Below are 26,296 nucleotides of genomic sequence, written 5' to 3'. Positions count from 1 at the left end.
CCAGCTGGTGGGGAGCCTCCCGTCCGTCGTCTGGTCCCTCCACCACCTCGCGCCGTTCCACCTGCTTCGCCCCGCCGCCTGGTAGACACGGAGCATGGCCTCGACGCGCACCCCCGATCCCGACCCCGACTCCGGCTGGCTGTCCGACGAGGAGCTCGCGATGGTCCGCCGTCGCCTGCCGATCTGCTACGTCGAAGCCATCCCCGTGCGCACCGACGGACTCGGTGTCGTGACCGAGGTCGGCGTGCTGCTCCGCGTGGCCCCGAGCGGGTCGATCGCCCGCACGCTCGTGTCTGGACGTGTCATGTTCGGCGAGTCGATCCGCACCGCGCTGTTCCGGCACCTCGAGAAGGACCTCGGGCCGATGGCGTTCCCGCAGCTGCCCTCGAACCCGGCGCCGTTCACCGTGGCGGAGTACTTCCCGCTCCCCGGTGCCTCGGTCTACACGGACGAGCGCCAGCACGCGATCTCCCTGGCCTACGTCGTGCCCGTCACCGGGACCTGCGAGCCGCGGCAGGACGCCCTCGAGCTGACGTGGATGAGCCCGATGGAGGCCGCCTCGATCGCCGTCTCCGAGGAGATGGAGGGCGGCCGCGGCGCCCTCATGCGCGCCGGGCTCGCCTCGGTCGGCGCCCTGCTCTAGCACCGCACTGCGCACGACGAAGCCCCCGGGACCGATGGTCCCGGGGGCTTCGCAGCGCGGTCTGTCGAGACCGGCTTGGTCCTACTTGTCGTTCTTGAAGCTGTCGGCCACGCCGTGCGCGGCGTCCTTGACGTCGGTCGCACCCTGCTTGGTCGAGGCCTTGGCCTGGTCGGTCTGACCCTCGGCCTTCAGCCGGTCGTTGTCCGTCGTGTTGCCGACGGCTTCCTTGACCTTGCCGGCCGCTTTCTCAGCGGCGTTCTTGATGTCGTCGATGCCTGCCATGTGGCGGCCCCTTCCGTCGTCGGACAAAACCACCGGTGGTCGCTCTCGCGCCCTCCGATGACCAGAACCGTACGCGCTCTGCGGACATTCGTTCGCAGGGCCCGTCCAGGTTCCGTCAGAGCGGTCGGTCAGCGTCCGGTGCCGGCCGGACGGGAGGCGCGGCGCGAGCCACCACGACGGTTGCCGCTGGACTCGGTGCCGGCTGCGCGACCGGGGGCGTAGCCACCGTCGGAGGACCAGACCTGCGCCGAGCCGCCGCGAGGCGAGTCACTGCCGGCGCGACGGGGGGCGCCACCGGAACGACGCTGGCCGGTCGAGCCGGCGGACGAGGCGGACGCGCCCTCGGCGGCACGACCGCCGCGACGACCCGAACCCGAGCCGTTGCCGGCCGAGCTGGACTGCGCGGCCGGAGCCGAGCCTCCGGTGCGGCCACCGCGGCCACGACCGCGACCGGCGGACGACGAGCCGGCGGCGGAGGACTGCTGACGGCGCTGCGGCTGCTGCTGCTGGACGGGCGCCTCGGCCACGTGGCGGATCGGGGCGATCTCGCCGACGAGCTCGAGCACCGGCGCGGACCGCGGGGTGACCTGCTGCGGTGCGACGGAGATCGCGGCCTTGCGCATCATCTGCGCGACGTCGCGACGCTCGGCGGGCATCACCACGGTGACGACGTCACCGGACGAACCGGCACGGGCGGTGCGGCCCGAGCGGTGCAGGTACGCCTTGTGCTCGGTCGGCGGGTCGACGTGCACGACGAGCTCGACGTTGTCGACGTGCACACCGCGGGCGGCGACGTCGGTGGCGACGAGGACGAGGGCCTCACCGGCGGAGAACTTGGCGAGGTTGCGCTCACGAGCACCCTGCGACAGGTTGCCCTGCAGGTCCACCGCGGGGATGCCCTGCGAGGAGAGCTGCTTCGCCAGGCGCTTGGCGTGGTGCTTCGTGCGCATGAAGAGGATGCGACGACCGGTGCCCGAGGCGAGGGTCTGGACGAGGTCCTTCTTGCCGTCGGCGTCGGCGACCTCGAACACGTGGTGGGTCATCGCCTCGACGGGGCTGGACTCGTCGTCGACGGAGTGCATCACCGGGTTGTGCAGGAACTTCTTGACGAGCTTGTCCACGCCGTTGTCGAGCGTGGCGGAGAAGAGCATGCGCTGCCCGCGCTCCGGCGTGGCCTGCATGATCTTGGTCACACCGGGCAGGAAGCCCATGTCGGCCATGTGGTCGGCCTCGTCGAGGACGGTGACGTCGATCGCGTCGAGGTGGGCGTGGCCCTGCTGCATGAGGTCGGCGAGGCGGCCGGGGCAGGCGACGACGATGTCGACGCCGCTGCGGAGGGCCTCGACCTGACGGCCCTGCGAGACGCCGCCGAAGATCGTCGTGGTGGTGAGGCCCATCGCCTTGGCGAGGGGGGCGAGCACGGCGTCGATCTGCGTCGCGAGCTCACGGGTCGGGGCGAGCACCAGGGCGCGGGGGCGGCCCGGGCGGCGCTTCTGCGGGTTCGCCGCGAGACGGGCGACGAGGGGGATCGCGAATGCGATGGTCTTGCCGGAGCCGGTGCGACCGCGGCCGAGCACGTCCTTGCCCTTGAGGGAGTCGGGGAGCGTGTCCGCCTGGATCGGGAAGGCGTTCTCCTTGCCCTGGCTGACGAGCACGTCGACCATGGGGGCGGGGACGCCGAGGTCGGAGAAACGGATGTCTTCGATGGGGTTGGTCATGACGACCTTTCGGGCCGGATTTGGCCGTGGTGCGCGCTCGATCGGCGCGCGGGCGGGATCATGTCCGCGTCCGTCGTCCGCTCGGGGAGCGGGCTCGTCCTCTGCTGGAGAGGACACGGAGGTGCGGGCACTGTCGCCGCAGCAGAGAGCCTGGCACCGGTGTCCCACCCGGACGGGTTCCGGGGGAGCGGTGGTGCGCGATACGCATCGGTCGAGTTCGACCGGGAGGTTTCGGGGGCGTCCGTACGACGCACGAGGCGATCGGCGCCTCGAGTACGGCCAGTGTAGCGCTCCGACGGGACCCGGCGGAAGAGCAGGCACCGCATGGGACCCTGGTCGTCGTGCGTCTCCGTTCCCTCCTGCTCCCCGCCGTCCTCCTCGTCACCCTGGTCGGCACCGCCGGCTGCGCGACCGACGCCGCCGCCAGCCCCGAGCCCCTCCCGACCTCGGGCGTGCCGGACTACCAGCTCGGCGGGGCGTACACGCCGCCGTCCGGCGTGACCGTCGTCGAGCGCGACAGCACCGAGCGCCCGGCGAAGGGCACCTACGGCATCTGCTACGTCAACGGCTTCCAGACGCAGCCTGGGGACGCCGCGATGTGGAAGGAGCGGTACCCCTCCGCGGTCCTCCGCACCGCGAGCGGGAAGCCCGTGTCCGACCCCGGTTGGCCGGACGAGATGCTCCTCGACACCCGCACCGCGGCGAAGCGTGCTGTGATCACGAAGGTCATCGGGAAGGCGATCACCCGCTGTGCGGACCGGGGCTTCGACGCCGTCGAGTTCGACAACCTCGACTCGTGGACCCGGTCGAAGGGCGCGCTGACGCGGGCGGGCAACGTCGCGCTGGCGAAGTCCCTCGTCGCGGCGGTGCACCGCGAGGGGATGGCGGCGGCGCAGAAGAACACCCCGCAGCTCGGCACGGCCGGCAAGCGGACCGCCGGGTTCGACTTCGCGGTCGCCGAGGAGTGCGTGCAGTACCGGGAGTGCTCGGCGTACACGGACGTCTACGGCAAGCGGGTCATCGACGTCGAGTACGCGGACACGCTGAAGCCGACGTGGTCGGCCGTGTGCGCGATGCGGGACCGACCGGCGATGACGATCCTGCGCGATCGCGACCTGGTGCCGAAGGGCGACTCGGCGTACGTCTTCCGCCACTGCTGAGCGCAGCGGATCCGCCGCGTCCAGCGGACGTGGTCCCTACGCGGGCCAGGCGTCCCGGAGCGCGGCGGCCGCCTGGTCGGCGGAGAGCCCCGCTGCACGGGCCTCGGTGACCACCGCACGGATCGCCGCGGCGACCTCGTCCGGCACCGCTGCCGGCCGGACCACGCGGGTGCCGGCTCCGCGCGCGGTCTGCACGAGCCCCGACTCCTCGAGCAGCTGGTACGCCTTCGCGACCGTGCCGGGAGCGAGTCGCAGGTCGTCCGCGAGCGACCGCACGCTCGGCAGCCGTTCGCCGTCGACCAGGTAGCCGGCGGCGATCTGCGCCGCGATCTGGGAGCGCACCTGTTCGAAGGGCGGGATGCGGCCGCCGGGGTCGAGTGCCACCAGGCTCGTCGTCGACATGTCGGAAGCTCCTAGAAGTCGTACTGCTCGCCGACGGGGATCGGCACCGCGACGGTGTTGCCGGGAGGCGCGAGCGGGCACGCCCACGCCGGGTCGTACGCGCACGAGGGGTTGTACGCGAAGTTGAAGTCGAGCACGAGCTCGCCGTCGTCCCCACCGAGGTCGGAGCCCTTGATCGTGTCGAGCAGGTAGCGCCCACCGCCGTACGTGCCGCGCGCCTTGCCGGCACTGGCGTCCTTGACGGGCACGAAGACGCCGCCCGCGTAGCCGCCGTGGGACCACACGTCGAGCGTGCCGATGCCGGCCAGGGAGACCACGCCGAGGCGGTCGAAGTGCACGATGCCGTCGGTGCCCGTCTCGACGTCGAGCACCTGCGGCTCGGCGGCCTCGATGCGGGCCCGGAAGCGCCACGCCGGGTCGTACGCCGGCACGGGGAGCTCCTCGAAGTCGCGGGCGTCCTCGTCGAGGAGCGGGCTGGCGGGGTGCTCGGCGAACATCGCGTCACGGGTCTCGCGCCACAGCGCGTGTGCCGTCTCCGGGTCGGCTGTCGCGCGGACCCGGCGGTACAGGTCGAACGTCATGCGCCGCCAGTCCACGGTCGCCATCGTGCTGTGCACGCGGTCGTCGGTCGTCGGCTCCTGGGGGCGCGTCTGGCTCACAGGGACGAGGCTACGCCCGTCGCGCTCCCGGCCACCAGGGCTGACGGGAGGCCCGGGTCCGGTCGGCGTGTCCTGTCCAGCCCGCTCCGTGACAGGTCCACGGCACGGGGCGGCTCAGCGACGCGAGTCCGGTCAACGCGGCGGTGCCGCGTCGGTCGGCAGTGTGCCGTCAGGCCGGCGGCCAGGACGGCGCCTGCGCCCGCATCCGGATCGCCCGCCACTGCCAGATGACCCACATGCCGGGCCAGAGCGCGATGCCGAGCACGGCCGGACGCATCCGGTAGTCGAGCCGGTCGACGAACAGGGTCTTCCCGTCGGGGAGCTCGGTCGCGGCCATCCGATGCCGCATGTCCATCCGGGCGAACAGGCCGCTCGTGCCGCCGCCGTTGTCGCGCTGCACGGGGACGCCGTCGACCTCGTACCGGTCGATGTCCACGTGGCTCGCACCGCTCGGCACGACGCCGAAGGCACTCGCGGCGATCGGGTGCGGCTGCCCGGGGGTCCAGCGGCGCGGGAAGCCCTCGGGGGCGAGCGAGCGGTAGACCAGGAACGGCTTGGTCACGCCCACCATCACCGCCGGGGCCATCAGGGCGTCACGGACGGACGCGACCGGGGCGTCGAGGACGAGGCGGAGACCGACGTGCATGACGCCGACCGTACGCCGCGGCGCTGCTGCCGGCCCGTGCCGGGTCAGGCGTGCCGGGCGGAGCGCCGACGGGAGCCCTCGGCCCGGTCGTGCTGCCGGAGGCGCTCGGCCAGGGACAGCCGGACGGTGGGCCACTCGGACGCGGTGATCGAGAAGACCACGGTGTCGCGGAGGGTGCCGTCCCGCCCGATCTGGTGGTTGCGGAGGACACCGTCCTGCTTGGCGCCGAGCCGGGCGATCGCGGCGCGGGACTGCTGGTTGTGCCAGTGCGTGCGGAACTCGACCGCGATGCACTGCCAGACGTCGAACGCCTGCGAGAGCATCAGCAGCTTCGACTCGGTGTTGATCCCGGACCGCTGCGCCGACCGCGCCAGGAACGTCGACCCGATCTCGACCCGGCGGTTGGCGGTGTCGACCGCCATGAACGTCGTCGAGCCCACCACGCGCCCGGTCGGCCGGTCGCGCACGGCGAACGGCACCATCCGGCCGGCGGTCTGCTCGGCCAGACGCCGCTCGATCTCGTCGTCGACCTGCGCCGGGGAGGGGATCGCCGTGTACCAGGTGCGCCAGAGGTCCCCGTCGGCGACCGCCGCGCGGAGGTCGTCCGCGTGCTCGGGGCCGAGTGGCTCGAGCGTGACGCGGTCACCGGTCAGGGTCGGTGCGGGGGCGATCTCCATGGGAGTCGATCGTACTGGCGGCCCTGCTGCCGAACGGTGCGAGAGCGCATCACCTGTGAAGAAGGACAGGTCCTCCACAGCGGTTATCGTGACGAGGTGCGTGAACGAGGCCAGCAGCAGTACCAGGTCCGCTTCGGGTGGGGCATCGCCGATGCCCGTCGGGTCGCCGTCGGGGCGCACCTGGTCGTCTGGACGGACGTCCTGCCGTCGCCGGGCGCCGACGACGACGCCACCCACCGGGCCGTGCGCCGCGCGGTGCCGGCCGGGGCGGAGGTCGTCGTCGGCCACCTCGGCAACGCGACGACGGTCGCGGACCGCGTGACGAGCCTCCAGGCTGCTCTCGGTGACCGCTGTGTCGTCGCGGTGATCGCTGCCGGCACCGCTCCGACGCCCGTCGGGGACGACGCCGCCGAGGCGGCCGGGGAGTCCGTCGACGTGCCGGACGCTCCCGGTTTCGCCGTCGAGGACCTGCTCGGCGCCGGTGCCGTCGTCGACGCGCTGACGGCGGTCGGGATCGACCACTGCTCGCCGGAGGCCGCCGCCGCCTGCGCCGCGTTCACCGGACTCCGACGGGCCGTCCGCCACCTGGTCTCCGCGTCCGAGGCGGCGCGGGAGCTCGGACCGGAGCGGGTGCAGGCGGCGCTCGCCTCGGGGCCGGAGCTCCTGACCGTCCGGCCCGGGGAACACACCAGCCGGGCGTAGCGTTCCAGCCATCACGCCAGCGGTCACCGGATCGCGGGCACGGCACGAGGAGCACATCATGAAGGCAGTCGTCGGCGACACCGTCATCGCAGAGGCATCCGAGGACGACCTCATCAAGATCGAGGGCAACTGGTACTTCCCGCCGTCGAGCGTGAAGACCGAGCTCTTCACCGAGACCGACACGCAGTACCACTGCCCGTGGAAGGGCGACACGCAGTACTTCACCGTGAACGTCGACGGGCAGTCGCTCAAGGACAGCGCCTGGTCGTACCCGACCCCGATCCCGTCGTCCTTCGACCGGGTGGGCAAGGACTACAGCGGCTACGTGGCGTTCTGGAAGGGCGTCCGCGTCGTCGAGTAGCCCCGGGCTCAGCCGACGAACGTGAGCACCACCAGGGCCACGTTCAACGCGACGATCACCGCCGCGATCACCCACGCCACGACGCGGGTGATCGCGGCGTTGACGTCGGTGCCCATGACGCTCCGCCTGGACGTGTAGACCACGAGCGGCACGAGCGCGAAGGCGATCCCGAAGCTCAGCACGACCTGGCTCACCACGAGCAGCATCGTCGGGTCGGCGCCGACCGCCAGCAGGACGAGCGCCGGCACCAGGGTCACCAGGCGCCGGGCGAGCAGCGGGACCCGCACGTGCAGCAGCCCGTGCATGATCTCCGCGCCGGCCATGCAGCCCACCGAGGTCGAGGCCAGGCCCGACGCGAGCAGCCCCACGGCGAAGAGCACCCCGACGACCGGCCCGACGTTCGCGGCGATCGCGGCCTGCGCGCCCGGGATGGTGTCCGTGCCGGCGACCCCCGGCAGCGTCGCCGCGGCGAGCACGAGCATGCAGACGTTCACGCCGCCCGCGACGATCAGTGCCAGCGCGACGTCCCACCGCGTCGCGACGAGGACCCGCCGGCGCTCCGGTCCCGCGGGGGTGTCGCCGTGCCGGTCGCGGGCGAGGGCTGAGTGCAGGTACACCGCGTGCGGCATCACCGTCGCCCCGAGCATCGACGCTGCGAGCATCACCGACCGGGTGCCCTCGAACCGCGGGACCAGGCCGGACACCAGCTCACCCGGTGACACCTGTGCGAAGAGCAGCCCCGCGCAGAAGCCCACGGTCAGGATCGCGAGCATCGACGTGACGACGACCTCGAACGTGCGGGCGCCCCGCCGGTTTTGCAGCACGAGGATCGCCATCGAGACGACCCCGGTGATGACGCCACCGACGACGAGCGGCAGGCCGAACAGCAGGTGCAGGGCCAGCGCGCCGCCGATCACCTCGGCCACGTCGGTCGCGGCGGCCACCACCTCGGCCTGCGCCCAGAACAGCAGCCGCGGGGTCCGGCGCATCTTCAGCCCGAGCAGCTCCGGCAGCGACCGTCCGGTGACCACCCCGAGCTTGGCGGACAGGTACTGGACGACCACGGCGCTGGCGTTCGCGGCGACGAGGACCCAGAGCAGCAGGTAGCCGTACTGCGCCCCCGCGGTGAGGTTCGCGGCGACGTTGCCGGGGTCGACGTAGGCGATCGCGGCGACGAACGCGGGCCCGAGGAGCGTCAGGCCGGCCGCACGCTTCCGCGGACCGCCGGCGGGTGCACGGCGCGGGGTGACGATGTCGGTCATGGTGCCGAGCATGCCAGAGGATTCGGGAGGCCGAATCCCGGAATTCGGTCGTTCGCAACCCGACGGACAGCCGAGCTTCCGTCGAGGACGTGCCCCGAGCCTCCCGGCTGACTACCGTGGTCGACCATGCAGGGGACCGCAGCACGACTGACCACGGCTGGGGCGCTCACCATCGCCGCCGCCATGACGCTCACCGGGTGCGCCCAGGGCGGCCACGACCTCGGCGACGCCGTGACCACGAAGCTCAACGGCTCCGCGTTCCACGGCCAGCTCGACATCCGGGCAACGAAGGTGGAGCGTGTGACCGCCCGGGCGATGGACCAGTTCGGGCTCGACCCGAAGGGGGACGACGCCTACCTGGCGCACTTCACCGTGCGCACCGAGAGCGGCACCTTCGACACGGACGCCGTCGGCGACCTGGCCAACGACGCCTGGGGACTCCGCGCCGGCGACCGGCTGCAGGCGGGTCCCGAGCTCGACCCGGCCGACCGGAACGCCGTCCTGCAGGACGCCTGCCCGTTCGACCGATCGGCGATCGCCGAGGCGCTCACCGCCGACGGGACCGCTGACGTCTGCGCCGTCCTCCTCGCACCGCGGGGCAGCACCGTCGACGCGGTCAGCTACCTGCGCGCAGCACCGGTCGACGAGGGCCTGGAAGGCGACTCGACGATCACCTGGCGCGCATCCGACGCGTAGCAGCGGGTCAGGCCGCCGCGCGACGGGCGCGGTGTGCGCGCACCTTGGCGCGGTTGCCGCAGCGCTGCATCGCGCACCAGCGACGGGTGCCGCCGCGCGAGGAGTCGTAGAACACCAGCCCGCAGTCCGGCGCCGAGCACCGGCTCAGCCGGGTGGGTCGGCCGTCGGCCTCGACGTCGTCGAAGCCGACCTCGGTGAACAGGGACACGGCGTCGCGAGCGACGCTCGACAGCGCCTGGGTGAGCCGGACACGGTTGGCGCCGGCCCGGCGCCGTCCACCCGGGAGGCTCGGGGGCACGTCCGGCAGGGCGGCGAACAGGTTGACGGTGTCGATGTCGTCGGGCGTGGGACGCGTGCGGCCGCCACCAGCGCGGAGTCCTGCCGCCACGGCGGCCCGGTCCGCCGCGGACGAGGCCGGTGCGGGGGCTGCCGCGACCGCGAGGCGGCCGATGGCGGCACGGAGGGCGCGGGCGTCCTGGAGCTCGCGGGCGTTCGCGCCGACGTCGATGGGCTCGGTGTGCTCGCTGAGCCACTCGTCGAGGTCGGCCGGCGTCATCAGGAGCTCGCCGAGCCGTGACCGCGGGCGTCGGCCGTCGGGGTCGTCGGCGAAGCCACCGGTGTGCGCGAAGTCGAGCGCGATCCGTCCGGCGTCGAAGAACCACGACGAGCCCGAGTCCGTGCGGATGTGCTGCCCCGTGTGCATCCGGCCAGGCTAGTAGGTCGGTTCGCGCTCCTGTTGGCGAGCCCACGTGATGAGGTGACGCTCGTCGAACCGCCGGGAGCACTTCGCGCAGGCCAGGGGTCTGGTCGGCGTCCGGTAGCGGTAGTGCTCGTGGCCGGCAGGGCAGGTCCCCACCCACGGCGCGAGCTCGCTGGCGATCGGCCCGTCGTGCAGCCGCGACCCGGTGTACCCGATCGACCGAGCGGTGCGCCGCCAGGTCGGTCCGTGTCCGGCGCGGGCGCCGCTCAGCGCGTGGGCGACCTCGTGCAGCAGGACCTGCTCGACGTCCTCGTCGGAGAACCGTGCCGCCAGGTGCCGGCTGACCGTGATCCGGCGCTTCGCGAAGTCGCACTGCCCGGCGCGGGTCTTCGCGTGGTCGAAGCCGAACGACCACGAACCGCCGCCGAGGTGCAGGCGCAGCAGCTCCTCGGCCCGGTCGCGGACCTGGTCGAGCGAGGTCACCGGTCGGTGTCGGTGGGGCGCGAGCGGTCCGAACGCCCGGTCAGCTTGCCCCAGATGCTGTCGCCCTCGGTCCGGGCCGCGTCGGGGGCACCGAGGACCCGACGACGGATCGGCGGCACCTCCTTCACCGGCTCGGCCACCCGGGTGACCGGGTCGGTCTCGCGGCGGGCGGCGACCTCGCGGGCCGTCCGGGGACGGTCTGCTGCGTCGCGGTGCTTCGTGCCGGTCGCGGCGGGCTGGGCGATCGACGCGCGCATGGCGGCCTCGACCGCGGTGCGCAGGGCGTCGGTGCGCTCGGACGGCGCCCCGGCAGCGCGGAAGGCCTCGTACGAGCGCGCCAGGACCTCGCGGGCCTCGTCGAAGCGGGAGAGCTCGAACAGGGACCAGCCCTCGATCTCGGCGGCGGCGCCCTCGAGCTCCGGCCACTCCTCGGTCGTGGCGGTGTCGCGTGCCATGGCGGCCTCGCTCGCGGCGCGCTCGTGGCGACCCAGGTCGTGCAGGACGTGGGCGCGGCGGATGCGGGCGGCGACCTTGTCGGAGCGTTCCCCCGTGAACATCGTCAGGCGGAAGACCTCCTCGGCCAGCACGAGGGCTTCGTCGAGACGGCCGAGCAGCCGCATCAGCTCGGCGCGCTCGGCGAGGGCGTCCGTGCTGCGGCTCTGGCCGAGGTCACGGAGGCGGTCCTGCACGGCCTGTACGTCCACGGCGGGGCGCAGACTGATGGGCGCGAAGGTGCTGCCGGGGCTGACGCTCGCGCTTCCGGGGGCCGCGTGACGCGGTTCCCGGGCGTGGTCGTCCCGGTCGAGGTGCTGGCGGTCTTCGGGCGGGTTGGACATCAGGGTCGAGGGTAACCGGGCTCACCCGGGAGTGACCGCTGCCACACGCCGAAGGCCCGCCTCGCGCAGTGCGGGACGGGCCTTCGAGGGTGGGTCCGGTCAGGAACCGGAGACCGCGACCCCGATGTACACGACGAACGCCACGATGAACGCGACGACGGCGAGGATGATCGCGAAGACACCCCAGCGACGGCCGCGCTTGGTGGCGATCGCGACGATGCCCTGCACGATGCCCCAGAGGCCGAACAGCGTGGCCACCCACATGAAGACGCTGCCGATGGCGAACTGGCCGCCGTTCGCGGAGTTCATCAGCGAGTCCTGGAGCTGCCGCTGGAGCTCCTGCTGTTCGGTCGGGCTCGCGGCGCCACCGCTCTGCGCGAGGTCGCGGATGACGCCGGTGGCACCGAGTGCCGTGCCGAGGATCGACCCACCGATGATGCCGAGGACGAGTGCGACGACCGAGGCGACGAAGGCGATGCGGCCGACGGTCGGCTTCTTCGTGACGGGCTCGTGGTGCTGCTGCCACGCGGGGCCGCCGGACGACGCCGGGGCCGACCCGTACTGCTGCTGGTGCTGCGGCTGGTGCTGCTGGCCGCCCCACGAGGGGGCGTCCGACTGCTGGCCCTGCTGCTGCCCGTACTGGCCGTACTGCTGCTGCTGGCCGTACTGCTGCCCGGACTGGTCCCCCTGCTGCTGGCCGTACTGCTGGCCCTGCTGGCCCTGCTGGCCCTGCTGCTGGCCGTACTGCTGCTGCTCGCCGTACTGCGGCGTCGAGTCCGGCGTGATGCGCTCGCCGTAGCGAGGCCGGTCGTCGTTGCTCCGGTCGTCGTTCGTCATGAGGGCTTCCCCGTCTCGTTCGGTCGCGCACCTGCGCGGTCGTCCAGCGTCCATCCTGGCAGCGGGACCGCCCGGTTGCCCGAGAGCGCCGGTGGGCTACGCCCCGAAGACGGACCGGTTCGGCTCCGGGGACGCGACCGCCGTGGCGTCGGTGACGATGGGCGCCCCGGCGATGAACGCCCGCAGCTCAGCCCCGTGCACGACCTTCGCCGGCATCGGGTCCGAGGAGTACCGGCGCGGCATGTCGGCCACGGGCAGGTCGGTCGGCGAGCCGAGGAGGACGATGTTCCCGAAGCGCCGGCCCTTGAGCATGCCGGTGTCCGCGACCGCCGCGACCGAGGGCAGCACGGACTGCAACGTCGACGCCTGGCCGCGGGCGAACGCGAGACCGGCACCGTCGGCGACGTTCACCGCGACGATCCCGGTGGGGGAGAGGAACGCGGCGACCTCGCGGTAGAACTCGACACTCGTCACGTGCGCCGGGATCCGCGAGCCGCCGAAGACGTCCACGACGGCGAGGTCGACCGTGCCGTGCAGCCCGTTCGGCAGCTTGCCGAGGACCTCGCGGGCGTCGCCGTACCGCACGCGGATCGAGGCGCCGCGGGGGAACGGCAGCACCTCGCGCACCTGGTCGACGAGGTCGCGCTCGAGCTCGACCACCTGCTGGCGGGACCCCGGCCGGGTCACCGCGACGTACCGGGGGAGCGTGAGGGCACCAGCACCGAGGTGCAGCGCGGTGATCGGCCCGGGCGGCAGCAGGTCGATGGCGTGCCCGATCCGCCGGATGTACTCGAACGCCAGGTGCGTCGGGTCCTCCAGGTCCACGTGGGACTGGGGCGTGCCGTCGACCACCAGCGTGAAGGACCCCGGCCGGTGCCGGTCGGGCTCGATCACCGAGAACCCCGCACCGAGCTTGAACCCGTCGAACGCATCACCCATGGGTCCATGGAACACCACCGACATCCCCATCCCGGTCACCACCCCTGGGTGGTGGGGCTGCGGAGCCGTTCGTTGAACGATGGGACCACCGGCAGGGAGCCCCCGCCGGACACTTCGGAAGGCGCACACCATGTCGGCTCAACTCCTCGCGAACATCGTCATCGGCCTCGCACTCGTCGGCTTCCTGGCCTGGCACCAGGCGACGTGGCAGTACCTCGACCCCGCCCGCATCTGGCGTGCACCGCTCGTGATGGCGGTCGTCGGGATCGTCGTCCTCGCCCAGTCCACGGCGACGATCGGCACGACCGACGTCGTGTTCCTCGGCATCGAGGCGCTCGTGTCCGTCGGCCTCGGCCTCGCGATGGGCAGCCTGACCCGCTTCCGCACCGTCGGCACCCCCGACGACAAGGGCCGCACGCTGCAGTCCCGCACCGGTACGGCGGGCGCCGTGCTGTGGATCGTGCTCATCGTCGTCCGGATCGGCATCGACGTCCTCGGCGGCCACCTCGGAGCCCACCTGCTCAGCTCGACCGGCGCGATCCTGCTCATGCTCGCGATCAACCGGGCCGCCCGGGCGCTCGTCGTCGACCAGCGCATCCCCTCCCGCGCCAGCGGCATGATGGTCCGGTGACCCTCCTCTCCGGTGTCGAGCCGACCGACCTCACCAGGGGCCGGTCGCGTTCGCGTCTCGGCTGGGGGCTCACCGCCGTCGGGGTCGTCGCCGTCACGTTCTGGTTCGTGCGCAACGGCCTCGCCCTGCACCACCCCGCGTGGGTGTGGGCGGTCGGGGGCGTGGCGCTCGCCGCGTGGGTGGGGCGTGAGGTCGTGCGCTCCTCCCGAGCCGGGTTCGCCCTCGCCGTGGTGATGGTCGTCGCCGGGGCCGTCGTCGTCGTGCCCACCGACGCGCTCCTGCTCGTGCCGGTGATCATCGGCATCGTCGCCCTGCAGGCCAGCGCGGACCTGCCCGTCTGGACCGGCACGGTCGCGGTGCTGACGGCGGTCGTCGAGATCGCCGTCGTCGCCACCCTCGAACGGACGCCCGTCGCGTTCGTCCTCGCTGCCTGCGGTGGGCTCGTGCTCGGCGTGCTGGTCGGCTTCAGTCGCCGACAGGTCCGACTCACGGAGCTCCAGGCGCGCCAGGCCGAGCGGGACCAGCAGCGTGCCGAGCTCCTGGCCGACCGGTCCCGGGCGGCCAGGGACGTCCACGACGTCCTCGCGCACTCCCTCGGCGGGCTCGTGCTGCAGCTCGACGCGGTCGAGGCCCTGCTCGAGGCCGGGCGGATCGACGACGCCACCCGACGTGCGGCTGACGCCCGCACCCTCGCCGTCGACGGTCTCGCCGAGGCGCGGCGTGCGGTCCGCGCGCTGCGTGAGGACGACCCGGCTCCCGCCGACGTGCCGGAGCCGCACCGAGCCTCCCGGCCGGGGACGACCGCGGCGACCACCCCGACCGGTCTCGCGCCCCTCGTCGACGCGCACCGGTCCTTCGGCGGCGACCTGCGCGTCGACGGTGACCTCACCCTGGCCGCACTCGACCCGGCCCACCGTGCCGCCGTCGTCGCTGCCACCCGCGAGGCCCTCAGCAACGCCCGCCGGCACGCGCCCGGCCGCCCGGTCACGCTCAGCGTCGAGCGGACCGGACCGACGGGGCACGTCGACGTCGTCGTCACGAACCCCCTGGCCGACCCCGGACACGGACTCGTCGGCATGCGCGAGCGCTTCGCCGAGCTCGGCGACGACGCCACGATCCGCGCGGAGCGCACCGACGACACGTTCGTCGTCGCGATGCACCTGCCCGTGTCGCCGTCCGGCACGGAGGCCACCGCGTGAGCATCCGCGTGCTCGTCGTCGACGACCAGGCCATCGTCCGCGACGGCCTGGTGACGGTGCTGTCGCTCGTGCCGGACCTCGCGGTCGTGGGCGAGGCCGCCGACGGCGCCGAGGCGGTCGCCCTCGTGGCCGAGCTCACACCGGACGTCGTCCTCATGGACCTGCGCATGCCGGTGGTGGACGGCCCGACCGCCACCGCGCAGATCACGGCGGCGCACCCCGAGGTCGCGGTCCTGGTGCTGACGACCTTCGCCGACGATGACTCGATCACGACCGCCCTCCGCGCCGGTGCCCGCGGCTACCTGACGAAGGACGCGGGCCGCGTGGAGATCGCGACCGCGATCCGGGCGGTGGCCTCGGGACAGTCGACCTTCGACGCCGTGGTCGGGGCCCGGCTCGTCGCAGCGCTCGGCACACCGGAGCTCCCGACACCCCCGACGCCGGTGTCGGTCCGCGAGCGCTTCCCCGAGCTCACCCCGCGCGAGGCCGACGTGCTCGAGCGCATCGCCGACGGCCGGACGAACCCGGAGATCGCCGCCGAGCTGTTCCTGACCGTGCCGACCGTGAAGTCGTACGTGAACCAGCTGTTCCAGAAGCTCGGGGTGCGGTCCCGCGCCGAGGCCGTCGCCCTCGTCCTGCGCTGACACGGACGCGACCCCCGGTGGCGCGTCCCCTGCTCTGGGGTGGATGCGTCCACATGAACGGACAGTGAACGCCAAGGCACGCGACGTACCGTCGACGGGTCGTCCGCCGAGCGCGTCGACCCCCGGAGTCACTCCCGGCGGGTCCGCATCCGGCAGGCCGTGGCGCGCACCCCCACTGCCGCCACCCACGGGTCGCGCCGCAGCACCCGCGCCGTCGGCGCGCCCCGGTGCGCTCCGACCCCGAACACACCGCGTCCTGGGTGCCCCACGCCCCGGACCGCACGCCCCAGGAGACCCACTTGTCCGCCGACACCATGAGCATCCAGACGCCCCGTCGCGTCACCGCGAGCCGATCGACGGGGCCGAGCCGAGCCTCCCGGCCGTTCCACGCCGACCGCGAGGCGGCGCCGCTCTGGATGCGGGCGATCGGTGCAGCGCTCCTCGGCGCCGGAACCGCCCTGTCGGCGGCCGTCCTCGCCTGGCCGGGGGATGCGCCGGAGGTCGCACTCCTGGTACCGGGCGTCCTCGCCGTGACCGTCGGCCTGCTGCTCCTGCTCGCGCGTGCCGGGTTCACCGTCACCGAGCGGCACGTCACGCTGCACTTCCGTCCGCTGCCGCCGCGCCGGATCCGGCGCAGCCGGATCGTCCAGGCGCGCCTGGTCGAGGCCGACGCGACCACCTTCGGCGGCATCGGCCTGCGCATCGGCCGTGGGGTGCGCGCGCTCCTGCTGACGCCGGGTCTCGGCATCGAGCTCACCGACGACCGCGGCCGCACCACCTTCGTCCGGACGCGTCGTCCGGAGGACGCGTTCCGTGCGCTGGCCGGTCTGACCGGTCAGCCGGGAGGCTCGGTGCAGGCCGAGCGCGAACGGCTCGGCTGAGCGGCTGGTCGCCTCCGGATCCGCGGCGCGACGGCGATCGCGGGGCGGCGACCAGCGGGAGCAGTGACGACCTGCTCGTGCTTATACACGGCCCTGGCGATCTTGGTCAAGCCAGGACTGGACAGCACGTGTGACCACTGCATATGATGACTGTTCGCGCTCCCTGGCATCCGCGTCGTCATATTGCGGTCGACCGAAAGTCCTCGAAGGACTCCGCCTGGTGCAGCCGGACCCGCACATGTCGGCAGGTCCCGCTCACCCAGATCATCGCACATGCAACGCCTTCACTCGGATGGTGCATGACCGCGTGTTCTCGTGGGGTCGTCGGCGTTCAATCCACTCACCTACATGCTGCCCGTCAGTATCGGCCCGACGGGGCCAACCGGAGGTCAAACCCTTGGCTGCTGCGCTCAACGCATCCACCAACACCCCCAAGAACGGTCGCAACCACTCGCGACTCTCGTTCGCCAAGATCACGGACACCCTCACGGTTCCTGATCTGCTCGCTCTCCAGACGGAGAGCTTCGACTGGCTCGTCGGCAACGACGTCTGGAAGGCCCGACTGGCCGAGGGGCAGGAGCAGGGTCGTACCGACCTCGCGCTGCACTCCGGTCTCGAGGAGATCTTCGAGGAGATCTCCCCGATCGAGGACCTCGGCGAGACGATGCAGCTCTCGTTCACGTCCCCGGAGCTCGAGGACCCGAAGTACTCGATCGACGACTGCAAGGAACGCGGCAAGACCTACGCGGCCCCGCTGTACGTCAACGCCGAGTTCATGAACCACATGACCGGTGAGATCAAGACGCAGACGGTCTTCATGGGCGACTTCCCGCTCATGACCGAGCGCGGCACGTTCATCATCAACGGCACCGAGCGCGTCGTCGTCTCGCAGCTCGTCCGCTCGCCGGGCGTGTACTTCGAGCGCCAGCAGGAGAAGACGTCCGACAAGGACATCTACTCCGCTCGCGTCATCCCGTCCCGCGGTGCCTGGCTCGAGTTCGAGATCGACAAGCGCGACCAGGTGGGCGTGCGCATCGACCGCAAGCGCAAGCAGTCGGTCACGGTCTTCCTCAAGGCGCTCGGCATGACGAGCGAGGAGATCCTCGAGGAGTTCCAGGGCTTCGCCTCGATCGAGTCGACCCTCGAGAAGGACGCCATCCTCACGAAGGAAGAGGCGCTCAAGGACATCTACCGCAAGCTGCGCCCCGGCGAGCAGGTCGCTGCCGAGGCCGCGCGTGCGCTCCTCGACAACTTCTACTTCAACTCCAAGCGTTACGACCTGGCGAAGGTGGGCCGCTACAAGCTCAACCGCAAGCTCGGCATCGACGCGCAGCTGAGCGACTCGGTCCTGACCGTGCAGGACATCGTCCGCACGATCAAGTACCTGGTCTCGCTGCACGCCGAGAAGACGAACCTCGACGGCGTCCGCGACGGCGAGCCGGTGCAGCTGCGCCTCGACGTGGACGACATCGACCACTTCGGCAACCGTCGCATCCGCGCCGTCGGCGAGCTCATCCAGAACCAGGTCCGCACGGGTCTGTCCCGCATGGAGCGCGTCGTCCGCGAGCGCATGACCACGCAGGACATCGAGGCCATCACCCCGCAGACCCTGATCAACGTGCGCCCCGTCGTCGCCGCGATCAAGGAGTTCTTCGGCACCTCGCAGCTGTCGCAGTTCATGGACCAGAACAACCCGCTCGCGGGCCTGACGCACAAGCGGCGTCTGTCGGCCCTCGGCCCGGGTGGTCTGTCCCGTGAGCGTGCCGGCGTCGAGGTCCGTGACGTCCACCCGTCGCACTACGGCCGCATGTGCCCGATCGAGACCCCGGAAGGCCCGAACATCGGCCTGATCGGCTCGCTCGCGTCCTTCGGTCGGATCAACTCGTTCGGCTTCATCGAGACCCCGTACCGTCGCGTCGTCGACGGCGAGGTCACGAAGACCATCGACTACCTGACCGCTTCGGAAGAGGACGAGTTCGTCGTCGCGCAGGCCAACGCCCCGCTGACGACCGACTTCCACTTCGCCGACGACAAGGTGCTCGTCCGCAAGAAGGGCGGCGAGGTCGAGCTCGTCGGCCGCGGCGAGGTCGACTACATGGACGTCTCCCCGCGCCAGATGGTGTCGGTCGCGACGTCGCTCATCCCGTTCCTCGAGCACGACGACGCGAACCGCGCGCTCATGGGTGCGAACATGCAGCGCCAGGCCGTGCCGCTCCTCCGCTCCGAGTCGCCGCTCGTCGGCACCGGCATGGAGGGCTACACCGCCATCGACGCCGGCGACGTCATCATCGCCGACAAGGCCGGTGTCGTCTCCGAGGTCTCGGCCGACGCCGTGACCCTGCAGCTCGACGACGGTGGCACGCAGTCGTTCTACCTGCGCAAGTTCGACCGCTCGAACCAGGGCACCAGCTACAACCACCGCGTGATCGTCAGCGCCGGTGAGCGTGTGGAGCAGGGCGAGGTCATCGCCGACGGCCCCGCGACGGAGAACGGCGAGCTCGCGCTCGGCAAGAACCTCCTCGTCGCGTTCATGCCGTGGGAGGGCTACAACTACGAGGACGCGATGATCCTGTCGCAGAACCTCGTGAAGGACGACACGCTCTCCTCGATCCACATCGAGGAGTACGAGGTCGACGCCCGCGACACCAAGCTCGGCAAGGAAGAGATCACCCGCGACCTGCCGAACGTCAGCCCGGACCTCCTGGCCGACCTCGACGAGCGCGGCATCATCCGCATCGGTGCCGAGGTCCGCCCCGGCGACATCCTGGTCGGCAAGGTCACGCCGAAGGGCGAGACCGAGCTCTCCGCCGAGGAGCGCCTGCTCCGCGCGATCTTCAACGAGAAGTCGCGCGAGGTGCGCGACACCTCGCTGAAGGTGCCCCACGGTGAAGAGGGCACGATCATCGGCGTCAAGGTGTTCGACTCGCAGGACGGCGACGACGAGCTCGGCTCGGGCGTCAACCAGCGCGTGGTCGTCTACATCGCTCAGAAGCGCAAGATCACCGCGGGTGACAAGCTCGCCGGTCGTCACGGCAACAAGGGCGTCATCTCGACGATCCTGCCGGTCGAGGACATGCCGTTCCTGGCGGACGGCACCCCGGTCGACATCGTGCTGAACCCGCTCGGCGTCCCCGGCCGCATGAACTTCGGCCAGGTGCTCGAGATCCACCTCGGGTGGCTCGCGAAGCAGGGCTGGAAGGTCGACGGCATCCAGGAGTGGGCTTCGGCTCTCCCCGAGGCCGCACACAGCGCCGAGCCCGGCACCAAGGTCGCCACCCCGGTGTTCGACGGCGCCTACGAGCGCGAGATCGAGGGCCTCCTCGACTCGACGCTCCCGAACCGTGACGGCGAACGCCTGATCGGCTCCTCCGGCAAGGCCCAGCTCTTCGACGGCCGCTCCGGCGAGCCGTTCCCGGAGCCCGTGTCGGTCGGCTACATGTACATCCTGAAGCTCCACCACCTGGTCGACGACAAGATCCACGCCCGTTCGACCGGTCCGTACTCGATGATCACGCAGCAGCCGCTGGGTGGTAAGGCGCAGTTCGGTGGACAGCGTTTCGGCGAGATGGAGGTGTGGGCGCTCGAGGCGTACGGCGCGGCCTACGCCCTCCAGGAGCTCCTGACGATCAAGTCCGACGACATCCTCGGCCGCGTGAAGGTCTACGAGGCGATCGTCAAGGGCGAGAACATCCAGGAGCCCGGCATCCCGGAGAGCTTCAAGGTCCTCATGAAGGAGATGCAGTCGCTCTGCCTGAACGTCGAGGTCCTCTCGGCCGACGGCCAGGCGGTCAGCCTCCGCGACACGGACGACGAGGTCTTCCGTGCCGCTGAAGAGCTCGGCATCAACATCTCCTCGCGGTTCGAGTCGTCCTCCGTCGACGACATCTGATCCCGCCCCGCCCGACAACGTTTCGAATTCAGCAAGAGAGAAGAACATTGCTCGAAGCAACTTCCTTTGACGCACTGCGGATCGGCCTCGCCACGGCCGAGGACATCCGCCAGTGGTCGTACGGCGAGGTCAAGAAGCCGGAGACCATCAACTACCGCACCCTGAAGCCCGAGAAGGACGGTCTGTTCGGCGAACAGATCTTCGGTCCTTCCCGCGACTGGGAGTGCGCCTGCGGCAAGTACAAGCGAGTCCGGTTCAAGGGCATCGTCTGCGAGCGCTGCGGCGTCGAGGTCACCAAGTCCTCGGTCCGTCGTGAGCGCATGGGCCACATCGAGCTCGCCGCACCCGTCACGCACATCTGGTACTTCAAGGGCGTCCCGTCGCGCTTGGGCTACCTGCTGGACATGGCGCCGAAGGACCTCGAGAAGGTCATCTACTTCGCCGCGTACATGATCATCAGCATCGACGAAGAGGGCCGGCACGCTGACATGCCGGGTCTCGAGAACGAGATGCGCCTCGAGATCAAGAACCTCGAGAACCAGCGCGACTCGATCATCGCCGACCGCCTCAAGAAGCTCGAGGACGACCTCGCAGCGCTCGAGGAAGAGGGCGCCAAGGCCGACATCAAGCGCCGGACCAAGGACACCGCCGAGAAGGAGATGGCCCAGGTCCGCAAGTCCTTCGACGAGGACATCACCCGTCTCGAGCGTGTGTGGGAGGACTTCCGCAACCTCAAGGTGGGCGACCTCAAGCCCGAGGACGCCGTCTTCCACGAGCTGCAGGACCGCTTCGGGATCTACTTCGACGCCTACATGGGCGCCGAGGCGATCAAGCTGCGGCTCGAGGCCTTCGACCTGACCGCCGAGGCCGAGGCGCTGCGTCTGCAGATCGCCGAGGGCAAGGGCCAGAAGAAGATCCGTGCGATCAAGCGTCTGCGCGTCGTCAGCTCCTTCCTCGCCACCGGCAACTCGCCGGCAGCGATGGTGCTCGGCGTCGTGCCGGTCATCCCGCCGGAGCTCCGCCCGATGGTGCAGCTCGACGGTGGCCGGTTCGCCACGTCGGACCTCAACGACCTCTACCGTCGTGTGATCAACCGCAACAACCGTCTCCGCCGCCTGCTCGACCTCGGTGCCCCCGAGATCATCGTGAACAACGAGAAGCGCATGCTGCAGGAAGCGGTCGACGCGCTGTTCGACAACGGTCGTCGTGGACGTCCGGTCACGGGTACCGGCAACCGCGCCCTGAAGTCCCTGAGCGACATGCTCAAGGGCAAGCAGGGTCGTTTCCGTCAGAACCTGCTCGGCAAGCGCGTCGACTACTCGGGCCGTTCGGTCATCATCGTCGGCCCGCAGCTCAAGCTGCACCAGTGCGGTCTGCCCAAGCAGATGGCGCTCGAGCTGTTCAAGCCGTTCGTCATCAAGCGCCTGATCGACCTGTCCCACGCGCAGAACATCAAGTCGGCCAAGCGCATGGTCGAGCGTTCGCGTCCGCAGGTGTGGGACGTGCTCGAGGAGATCATCCGCGAGCGCCCCGTCCTGCTGAACCGTGCGCCGACGCTGCACCGTCTGGGCATCCAGGCGTTCGAGCCGCAGCTCGTCGAGGGCAAGGCCATCCAGCTCCACCCGCTCGTGTGTGCCGCGTTCAACGCGGACTTCGACGGTGACCAGATGGCGGTGCACCTGCCGCTGTCGGTCGAGGCCCAGGCCGAGGCACGCATCCTGATGCTCGCCTCGAACAACATCCTCAAGCCGTCGGACGGCCGTCCGGTCACTCTGCCCGCGCAGGACATGATCATCGGTCTGCACCACCTGACGACCGTCCGCGAGGGCGCCGTCGGTGAGGGCCGTTCGTTCTCCTCGGTCGCCGAGGCGATCATGGCGAAGGACCAGAACACGCTGCACCTCAACGCGACCGTGAAGATCCGCATGTCGGGTGTCCACTTCGCCGAGGGTGAAGCACCCGAGGGCTACGAGGTGGGTCAGCCGATCCTGCTCGAGACCACCCTCGGTCGCGCGCTGTTCAACGAGACCCTGCCGGCGGACTACCCGTTCGTCCAGAAGGTCACCGACAAGGGCACGCTCTCCGCGATCGTCAACGACCTCGCCGAGCGCTACTCCAAGACCGAGACGGCCGCTGCGCTGGACCGGATCAAGGACGCTGGCTTCTACTGGGGCACGCGCTCCGGTGTGACCGTCGCTCTGTCGGACGTCGTGACGCCTCCTCGCAAGAAGGAGATCATCGCGGGCTACGAGATCCAGGCCGCCAAGGTCCAGGGTGAGTTCGACAAGGGTCTGATCACCGACTCCGAGCGTCGCGCCGACCTGATCAAGATCTGGACCGAGGCCACCAACGAGATCGCACAGGAGATGCGGGACAACTTCCCCATCGACAACACGATCAACCGCATGGTGTCCTCCGGCGCCCGAGGCAACTGGCTGCAGGTCCGCAACATCGCCGGTATGCGTGGTCTGGTGAACAACCCGAAGGGCGAGATCATCGCCCGCCCGATCATCAACTCGTACCGCGAGGGCCTGACCGTGGCGGAGTACTTCATCGCCACCCACGGTGCTCGCAAGGGTCTTGCCGACACCGCGCTGCGTACCGCGGACTCCGGGTACCTCACCCGTCGTCTCGTGGACGTCTCGCAGGACGTCATCATCCGCGAGGACGACTGCGGCACGACGCGTGGCCTCGAGCTGCCGATCGCGACCGTGGACGCCGACGGCAAGCTGGTCCGCGACCCGCGCGTCGAGAACACCGTGTACTCCCGCACCCTCGCCACCGCGGCGTCGGACGCGTCGGGCACGGTCGTCGCCGAGGGTGGCGAGGACGTCGGTGACGTCCTCCTGGACACGCTGCTCGCTGCCGGTGTCGAGAGCATCAAGGTGCGCTCGGTCCTGACCTGCGAGTCGGCCGTCGGTGTCTGCGCGCAGTGCTACGGCCGGTCGCTCGCCACGGGCAACCTCGTCGACATCGGCGAGGCGGTCGGCATCATCGCCGCCCAGTCCATCGGTGAGCCCGGTACCCAGCTGACGATGCGTACCTTCCACACGGGTGGTTCGGCCTCGGCCGACGACATCACCCAGGGTCTGCCCCGTGTCACCGAGCTCTTCGAGGCTCGTACCCCCAAGGGCGCGTCCCCGATCGCCGAGGCCCCCGGCCGCGTCGTCGTCGAGGACACGGACAAGGGCCGTCGGATCATCCTGACGCCGGACAACGGTGACGAGCCGTTCATCTACCCGGTGCTCAAGCGTGCGACGCTCCTCATCGAGGACAACCAGCACGTCGAGCTCGGCGAGCAGTTCATCGCCGGCACCGTCGACCCGAAGGAAGTCCTCCGGGTCAAGGGTGTCCGAGAGGTCCAGAAGCACCTGGTCAACGGTGTGCAGGACGTCTACGGCTCGCAGGGTGTGCCGATCCATGACAAGCACATCGAGGTCATCGTCCGGCAGATGCTCCGCAAGGTGACGGTCGTCGACCACGCCGACACGGACCTGCTGCCGGGTGAGCTCGTCGACCGGTCGCGCTACAACGCGATCAACCGTGCGGCGCTGCAGGAGGGTCGCAAGACCGCCTCGGCTCGCCAGGAGGTCATGGGCATCACGAAGGCGTCCCTCGCGACCGAGTCGTGGCTGTCCGCTGCGTCCTTCCAGGAGACCACCCGCGTGCTCACGCAGGCGGCCATGGAGGGCAAGCAGGACCACCTCGTCGGCCTCAAGGAGAACGTCATCATCGGCAAGCTCATCCCCGCGGGGACGGGTCTCAGCCGGTACCGCGACGTGGACGTGAACGCGACGGAAGAGGCGAAGGCAGAGCGGTACCCCAACCGCATCTTCGCCGACGACTCGTCGTTCTCGGACGCCGACCTGAGCTTCGTCGACTTCGACAGCTTCTCGTCGGACGACTTCACGCCGGGCACCTACAACTGAGCACGCGCAGCCGGCTGGACACCAGCCGACTGAGTCGATCGGTCTGACGGAAGGGCCCCGCATCCACCTGGATGCGGGGCCCTTCCTGCGTCGTGTCGCGTCCTGCTGCCGGGCGTGCTCCGTCCTGTCGCGGGGTGCACCACGTCCTGCCGCGGTGCAGGCCGCGTGGGTCAGCGGTACGTCACCGTGGCGCTGCCGAGGGGGCCGTCGTCGCCCGTCGCCGAGACCGTCACGGATCCGCCAGCCATCCGCCGCGGGTCGAGGGTCACGCGCCACGAGGAGCTGCCGGGGACGGCGGGCTCCACGCGGTTGCCGTCAGCGTCCGTCACCGGGGTGCCGTCCGCGTCCGTGAAGGACAGGCGCGCGCCGGGTTCGGCGGTGCCGGTGAGGACGAGCCGCTTCGGTGTGTACGAGGCCACAGCGGCGGTCACCGGGAACGGGATCGTGGCACCGGTGGTGGTCGAACCGACCAGTCGGCCGGCGTCGAACACCTGGGCGACGATCCCCATGAAGCGGGTGCCGGCAGCGGGCCAGGCGAGGTCGGCGCTCCAGGTGCCGTCGGCGTTCGTGATCCAGTCCTCGCCCGAGGCCAGCGCCCACGGCGCGTCGGACTCGTCGACGAAGCGCATCTCGGTGCCGGCGGGGCCGCGGCCTTCCACGTGCACGGTCCTGCCGATCGGGTCGACGGACACGGCGTCGACGAGTGGGAACGGCTCGAGCTTCGCCGAGGAGTTCACCCGCAGCTGCTCGGCGCCGTCGAAGTGCTCGGTCGTGGTGACGGTGTGCTCCCCGAACGGCACGCCCGTGACCCGGTGGGCGAAAGCGCCGTCGCGGTCCGTGGTGGTCGTGCCGACGCGGTTCCCGTCGACCGCGAGCTCGATCCGCGCGTTCGGTTCGAGTCCTGCGCCCGTCACCCGGAGCGCCCGGCGCCAGTTGTCGCGCAGCACGCCGATCGTGGTGAAGCTCACGCGGTGGGTCGTCGCGCGCAGGTCCGCCGTGGGGGAGCCGATGGAGTCCGCGACGTGGAACGTGTGCGCACCGAAGCCGTCGACGTGGGCAGTGGTCTGCCAGGACCCGTCCGTCGCGACCCTGGCGTCGACGGGCGCGCCGTCCGACGGCGTGACCGAGACGAGGTCGCCCGGGTCCCCGGTGCCGGCGATGGTCACGTCACCGGCGTTGTGCGCGATCGCTGCGACCCGAGCGGTGAACGCGGCCGCGTGCGCCGGGGCTGCCACCCCGACGGCTCCGAGTGCCACGGCCGCGACGAGCGCCATGCCGCCGATGAGCCGACCTTTCAGATGTGGAATCCGTGTGTTCTGCATGGCGGCCATGCTGGCAGGACCGGCCGCCGAGCGTCCAGCGCGGAAACCAACTGTTCACAACCATGCTGCAGCGCGGAACGAGACCGTCCTGTGGAGGAACGACAGACGGACTGGAGGCGCGGTGCGGGCCCGCACCGCGCCTCCAGTCCGTCCTGGGGCGTACCGCTAGACCGAGCGACCGGCGTCGCTGTCCTGACCCCCGTGGCCGTGGCCCGTCTCGTCCGCGAGGGAGTACAGGCTGAGCACGTTGCCGTCGGGGTCGCGCACGTCGAACCAGTCGACGGCCCCCTCCACGTGGTCGACCGGGCCGACGTCGATGCCCAGCGCCGCGATCCTGCGGTGCTGTGCGGCCACGTCGTCGACGCCGAAGCGCACGAGGACGGCGTTCTCCTCGGCGCCCGGGTCCTCGACCAGCTGGATCCAGATCCCACCGATCTCGTACTCCGCGACGCCCTCGGCGGGCTCGAGGTCGGGGTCGACCCGTTCGAACACGGCGCCGTACCAGAGGCAGGACGCCTCGAGGTCGGTGACGGGCAGCCCCACGGTCACGCTCGTGATCTCCATGACTCATCATGTCCTCTGGGCGCTTCCCGCGTCGAGGGGATCCGCGCGCTGCGGCCGCACCGGTCCCGAGCGGCAGGTGTCTCCTCCACAGGTGCCCTGACGGGCAGAACTGTCCACGCACCCCTGTTCTGGGTGCACGTGGAGGCCCTCGCCCCCTCATTCTGGGACTGCGGCACCGACCGGCGCCGGACGTAGCGTTGACGAGCGCCGAGCCCCCTGGTCGGCGCTTCGACC

The 26,296-nt window shown here is 71.1% G+C and carries 25 protein-coding genes; 11 read left to right on the top strand and 14 right to left on the bottom strand.

Annotation, left to right across the window (positions count from 1 at the left end):
• Window positions 1-94 precede the first annotated feature (94 nt).
• Window positions 95-643: an NUDIX hydrolase family protein gene (locus BIU98_RS13350; protein ID WP_071276854.1), complete on the top strand. Its 549-nt coding sequence runs from the start codon at window positions 95-97 to the stop codon at window positions 641-643.
• Between the two features lie 81 nt (window positions 644-724).
• On the opposite strand, the gene BIU98_RS13345 is transcribed toward BIU98_RS13350, so the two are convergent.
• Both BIU98_RS13345 and BIU98_RS13340 read right to left on the bottom strand, forming a co-directional pair.
• Window positions 725-925, bottom strand: a complete 201-nt coding sequence (locus BIU98_RS13345; RefSeq protein ID WP_071276852.1) for a CsbD family protein — start codon at window positions 923-925, stop codon at window positions 725-727.
• A 128-nt stretch (window positions 926-1,053) separates the two neighbouring features.
• Window positions 1,054-2,643 carry a DEAD/DEAH box helicase gene (locus tag BIU98_RS13340; RefSeq protein ID WP_071276850.1) on the bottom strand — a complete coding sequence of 530 codons (1,590 nt, stop codon included), beginning with the start codon at window positions 2,641-2,643 and terminating at the stop codon, window positions 1,054-1,056.
• 341 nt (window positions 2,644-2,984) lie between these two features.
• Here BIU98_RS13340 and BIU98_RS13335 point away from each other — a divergent pair, with 341 nt between their 5' ends.
• Window positions 2,985-3,803, top strand: coding sequence for an endo alpha-1,4 polygalactosaminidase (locus tag BIU98_RS13335; protein ID WP_071276848.1), 819 nt, complete (start codon window positions 2,985-2,987; stop codon window positions 3,801-3,803).
• Between the two features lie 36 nt (window positions 3,804-3,839).
• Here BIU98_RS13335 and BIU98_RS13330 read toward each other — a convergent pair whose 3' ends face one another.
• The 4 genes from BIU98_RS13330 to BIU98_RS13315 all read right to left on the bottom strand — a co-directional run bounded on the left by BIU98_RS13330 (window position 3,840) and on the right by BIU98_RS13315 (window position 6,187).
• Entirely contained in the window at window positions 3,840-4,205 is a 366-nt protein-coding gene (locus BIU98_RS13330; protein WP_071276846.1) for a GntR family transcriptional regulator, read from the bottom strand.
• Between the two features lie 11 nt (window positions 4,206-4,216).
• Complete coding sequence (locus BIU98_RS13325; protein ID WP_071277090.1) at window positions 4,217-4,810, bottom strand: DUF1684 domain-containing protein; 594 nt, start codon at window positions 4,808-4,810, stop codon at window positions 4,217-4,219.
• Window positions 4,811-5,033: 223 nt separating this feature from the next.
• Entirely contained in the window at window positions 5,034-5,510 is a 477-nt protein-coding gene (locus BIU98_RS13320) for a hypothetical protein (protein ID WP_071276844.1), read from the bottom strand.
• 44 nt (window positions 5,511-5,554) lie between these two features.
• On the bottom strand, window positions 5,555-6,187 hold the full coding sequence (locus tag BIU98_RS13315) for a GNAT family N-acetyltransferase (protein ID WP_071276826.1): 633 nt from the start codon (window positions 6,185-6,187) through the stop codon (window positions 5,555-5,557).
• A gap of 96 nt (window positions 6,188-6,283) precedes the next feature.
• Between BIU98_RS13315 and BIU98_RS13310 the strand changes: the two genes are divergently transcribed.
• Both BIU98_RS13310 and BIU98_RS13305 read left to right on the top strand, forming a co-directional pair.
• A complete protein-coding gene (locus BIU98_RS13310; RefSeq protein WP_071276824.1) occupies window positions 6,284-6,889 on the top strand; it encodes a hypothetical protein in 606 nt (201 codons plus the stop codon).
• A gap of 58 nt (window positions 6,890-6,947) precedes the next feature.
• Window positions 6,948-7,250 (top strand): DUF427 domain-containing protein, encoded by a 303-nt coding sequence (locus tag BIU98_RS13305; RefSeq protein WP_071276822.1) that lies wholly within the window; start codon window positions 6,948-6,950, stop codon window positions 7,248-7,250.
• 8 nt (window positions 7,251-7,258) lie between these two features.
• Here the strand turns inward: BIU98_RS13305 and BIU98_RS13300 are convergent, their stop codons facing one another.
• Window positions 7,259-8,512, bottom strand: a complete 1,254-nt coding sequence (locus tag BIU98_RS13300) for an Nramp family divalent metal transporter (protein ID WP_139200730.1) — start codon at window positions 8,510-8,512, stop codon at window positions 7,259-7,261.
• Window positions 8,513-8,638: 126 nt separating this feature from the next.
• Between BIU98_RS13300 and BIU98_RS13295 the strand changes: the two genes are divergently transcribed.
• Window positions 8,639-9,208 (top strand): hypothetical protein, encoded by a 570-nt coding sequence (locus tag BIU98_RS13295; protein ID WP_071276818.1) that lies wholly within the window; start codon window positions 8,639-8,641, stop codon window positions 9,206-9,208.
• Window positions 9,209-9,215: 7 nt separating this feature from the next.
• On the opposite strand, the gene BIU98_RS13290 is transcribed toward BIU98_RS13295, so the two are convergent.
• From BIU98_RS13290 to BIU98_RS13270, 5 genes are all read right to left on the bottom strand, one after another.
• A complete protein-coding gene (locus tag BIU98_RS13290) occupies window positions 9,216-9,911 on the bottom strand; it encodes a CGNR zinc finger domain-containing protein (protein WP_071276816.1) in 696 nt (231 codons plus the stop codon).
• A gap of 9 nt (window positions 9,912-9,920) precedes the next feature.
• On the bottom strand, window positions 9,921-10,391 hold the full coding sequence (locus tag BIU98_RS13285) for a SprT-like domain-containing protein (RefSeq protein ID WP_071276814.1): 471 nt from the start codon (window positions 10,389-10,391) through the stop codon (window positions 9,921-9,923).
• Entirely contained in the window at window positions 10,388-11,227 is an 840-nt protein-coding gene (locus BIU98_RS13280; protein ID WP_071276813.1) for a hypothetical protein, read from the bottom strand. The genes BIU98_RS13285 and BIU98_RS13280 overlap by 4 nt, the downstream gene beginning before the upstream one ends.
• 99 nt (window positions 11,228-11,326) lie before the next feature.
• The gene (locus BIU98_RS13275) at window positions 11,327-12,064 is read right to left on the bottom strand and encodes a DUF4064 domain-containing protein (protein ID WP_071276810.1); all 738 of its coding nucleotides are present in this window, start codon (window positions 12,062-12,064) and stop codon (window positions 11,327-11,329) included.
• Between the two features lie 96 nt (window positions 12,065-12,160).
• Complete coding sequence (locus BIU98_RS13270) at window positions 12,161-13,003, bottom strand: spermidine synthase (protein WP_071276808.1); 843 nt, start codon at window positions 13,001-13,003, stop codon at window positions 12,161-12,163.
• Window positions 13,004-13,133: 130 nt separating this feature from the next.
• On the opposite strand from BIU98_RS13270, the gene BIU98_RS19515 reads away from it, so the two are divergent.
• The 6 genes from BIU98_RS19515 (at window position 13,134) to BIU98_RS13240 (ending at window position 24,176) form a co-directional block, all read left to right on the top strand.
• Window positions 13,134-13,634 carry a hypothetical protein gene (locus BIU98_RS19515; protein ID WP_071276806.1) on the top strand — a complete coding sequence of 167 codons (501 nt, stop codon included), beginning with the start codon at window positions 13,134-13,136 and terminating at the stop codon, window positions 13,632-13,634.
• Window positions 13,631-14,833 (top strand): sensor histidine kinase, encoded by a 1,203-nt coding sequence (locus BIU98_RS13260; RefSeq protein ID WP_083393243.1) that lies wholly within the window; start codon window positions 13,631-13,633, stop codon window positions 14,831-14,833. Before BIU98_RS19515 ends, BIU98_RS13260 begins: the two co-directional genes overlap by 4 nt.
• Complete coding sequence (locus tag BIU98_RS13255) at window positions 14,830-15,477, top strand: response regulator transcription factor (RefSeq protein WP_071276804.1); 648 nt, start codon at window positions 14,830-14,832, stop codon at window positions 15,475-15,477. The genes BIU98_RS13260 and BIU98_RS13255 overlap by 4 nt, the downstream gene beginning before the upstream one ends.
• 299 nt (window positions 15,478-15,776) lie before the next feature.
• On the top strand, window positions 15,777-16,358 hold the full coding sequence (locus BIU98_RS13250) for a hypothetical protein (RefSeq protein ID WP_139200728.1): 582 nt from the start codon (window positions 15,777-15,779) through the stop codon (window positions 16,356-16,358).
• A 397-nt stretch (window positions 16,359-16,755) separates the two neighbouring features.
• A complete protein-coding gene (gene rpoB, locus BIU98_RS13245) occupies window positions 16,756-20,247 on the top strand; it encodes a DNA-directed RNA polymerase subunit beta (protein ID WP_071276797.1) in 3,492 nt (1,163 codons plus the stop codon).
• Window positions 20,248-20,294: 47 nt separating this feature from the next.
• Window positions 20,295-24,176 (top strand): DNA-directed RNA polymerase subunit beta', encoded by a 3,882-nt coding sequence (locus BIU98_RS13240; protein ID WP_071276795.1) that lies wholly within the window; start codon window positions 20,295-20,297, stop codon window positions 24,174-24,176.
• Between the two features lie 170 nt (window positions 24,177-24,346).
• Here BIU98_RS13240 and BIU98_RS13235 read toward each other — a convergent pair whose 3' ends face one another.
• A complete protein-coding gene (locus tag BIU98_RS13235; RefSeq protein WP_139200727.1) occupies window positions 24,347-25,498 on the bottom strand; it encodes a hypothetical protein in 1,152 nt (383 codons plus the stop codon).
• Between the two features lie 165 nt (window positions 25,499-25,663).
• Window positions 25,664-26,062 carry a VOC family protein gene (locus BIU98_RS13230; RefSeq protein ID WP_071276791.1) on the bottom strand — a complete coding sequence of 133 codons (399 nt, stop codon included), beginning with the start codon at window positions 26,060-26,062 and terminating at the stop codon, window positions 25,664-25,666.
• Window positions 26,063-26,296 lie beyond the last annotated feature (234 nt).

The sequence above is a fragment of the Curtobacterium sp. MMLR14_010 genome (assembly GCF_001865015.1).
GTDB lineage: Bacteria > Actinomycetota > Actinomycetes > Actinomycetales > Microbacteriaceae > Curtobacterium.
This window is presented reverse-complemented; position numbering and strand designations above follow the sequence as displayed.

Coding starts and splice junctions, on each gene's coding strand:
- BIU98_RS13345 (WP_071276852.1), bottom strand. CDS start 925: ATGGCAGGCATCGACGACATCAAGAACGCCGCTGAGAAAGCGGCCGGC.
- BIU98_RS19515 (WP_071276806.1), top strand. CDS start 13,134: ATGTCGGCTCAACTCCTCGCGAACATCGTCATCGGCCTCGCACTCGTC.
- BIU98_RS13305 (WP_071276822.1), top strand. CDS start 6,948: ATGAAGGCAGTCGTCGGCGACACCGTCATCGCAGAGGCATCCGAGGAC.
- BIU98_RS13320 (WP_071276844.1), bottom strand. CDS start 5,510: ATGCACGTCGGTCTCCGCCTCGTCCTCGACGCCCCGGTCGCGTCCGTC.
- BIU98_RS13270 (WP_071276808.1), bottom strand. CDS start 13,003: ATGGGTGATGCGTTCGACGGGTTCAAGCTCGGTGCGGGGTTCTCGGTG.
- BIU98_RS13280 (WP_071276813.1), bottom strand. CDS start 11,227: ATGTCCAACCCGCCCGAAGACCGCCAGCACCTCGACCGGGACGACCAC.
- BIU98_RS13300 (WP_139200730.1), bottom strand. CDS start 8,512: ATGACCGACATCGTCACCCCGCGCCGTGCACCCGCCGGCGGTCCGCGG.
- BIU98_RS13325 (WP_071277090.1), bottom strand. CDS start 4,810: ATGGCGACCGTGGACTGGCGGCGCATGACGTTCGACCTGTACCGCCGG.
- BIU98_RS13350 (WP_071276854.1), top strand. CDS start 95: ATGGCCTCGACGCGCACCCCCGATCCCGACCCCGACTCCGGCTGGCTG.
- BIU98_RS13275 (WP_071276810.1), bottom strand. CDS start 12,064: ATGACGAACGACGACCGGAGCAACGACGACCGGCCTCGCTACGGCGAG.
- BIU98_RS13340 (WP_071276850.1), bottom strand. CDS start 2,643: ATGACCAACCCCATCGAAGACATCCGTTTCTCCGACCTCGGCGTCCCC.
- BIU98_RS13235 (WP_139200727.1), bottom strand. CDS start 25,498: ATGCAGAACACACGGATTCCACATCTGAAAGGTCGGCTCATCGGCGGC.
- BIU98_RS13295 (WP_071276818.1), top strand. CDS start 8,639: ATGCAGGGGACCGCAGCACGACTGACCACGGCTGGGGCGCTCACCATC.
- BIU98_RS13290 (WP_071276816.1), bottom strand. CDS start 9,911: ATGCACACGGGGCAGCACATCCGCACGGACTCGGGCTCGTCGTGGTTC.
- BIU98_RS13230 (WP_071276791.1), bottom strand. CDS start 26,062: ATGGAGATCACGAGCGTGACCGTGGGGCTGCCCGTCACCGACCTCGAG.
- BIU98_RS13330 (WP_071276846.1), bottom strand. CDS start 4,205: ATGTCGACGACGAGCCTGGTGGCACTCGACCCCGGCGGCCGCATCCCG.
- BIU98_RS13315 (WP_071276826.1), bottom strand. CDS start 6,187: ATGGAGATCGCCCCCGCACCGACCCTGACCGGTGACCGCGTCACGCTC.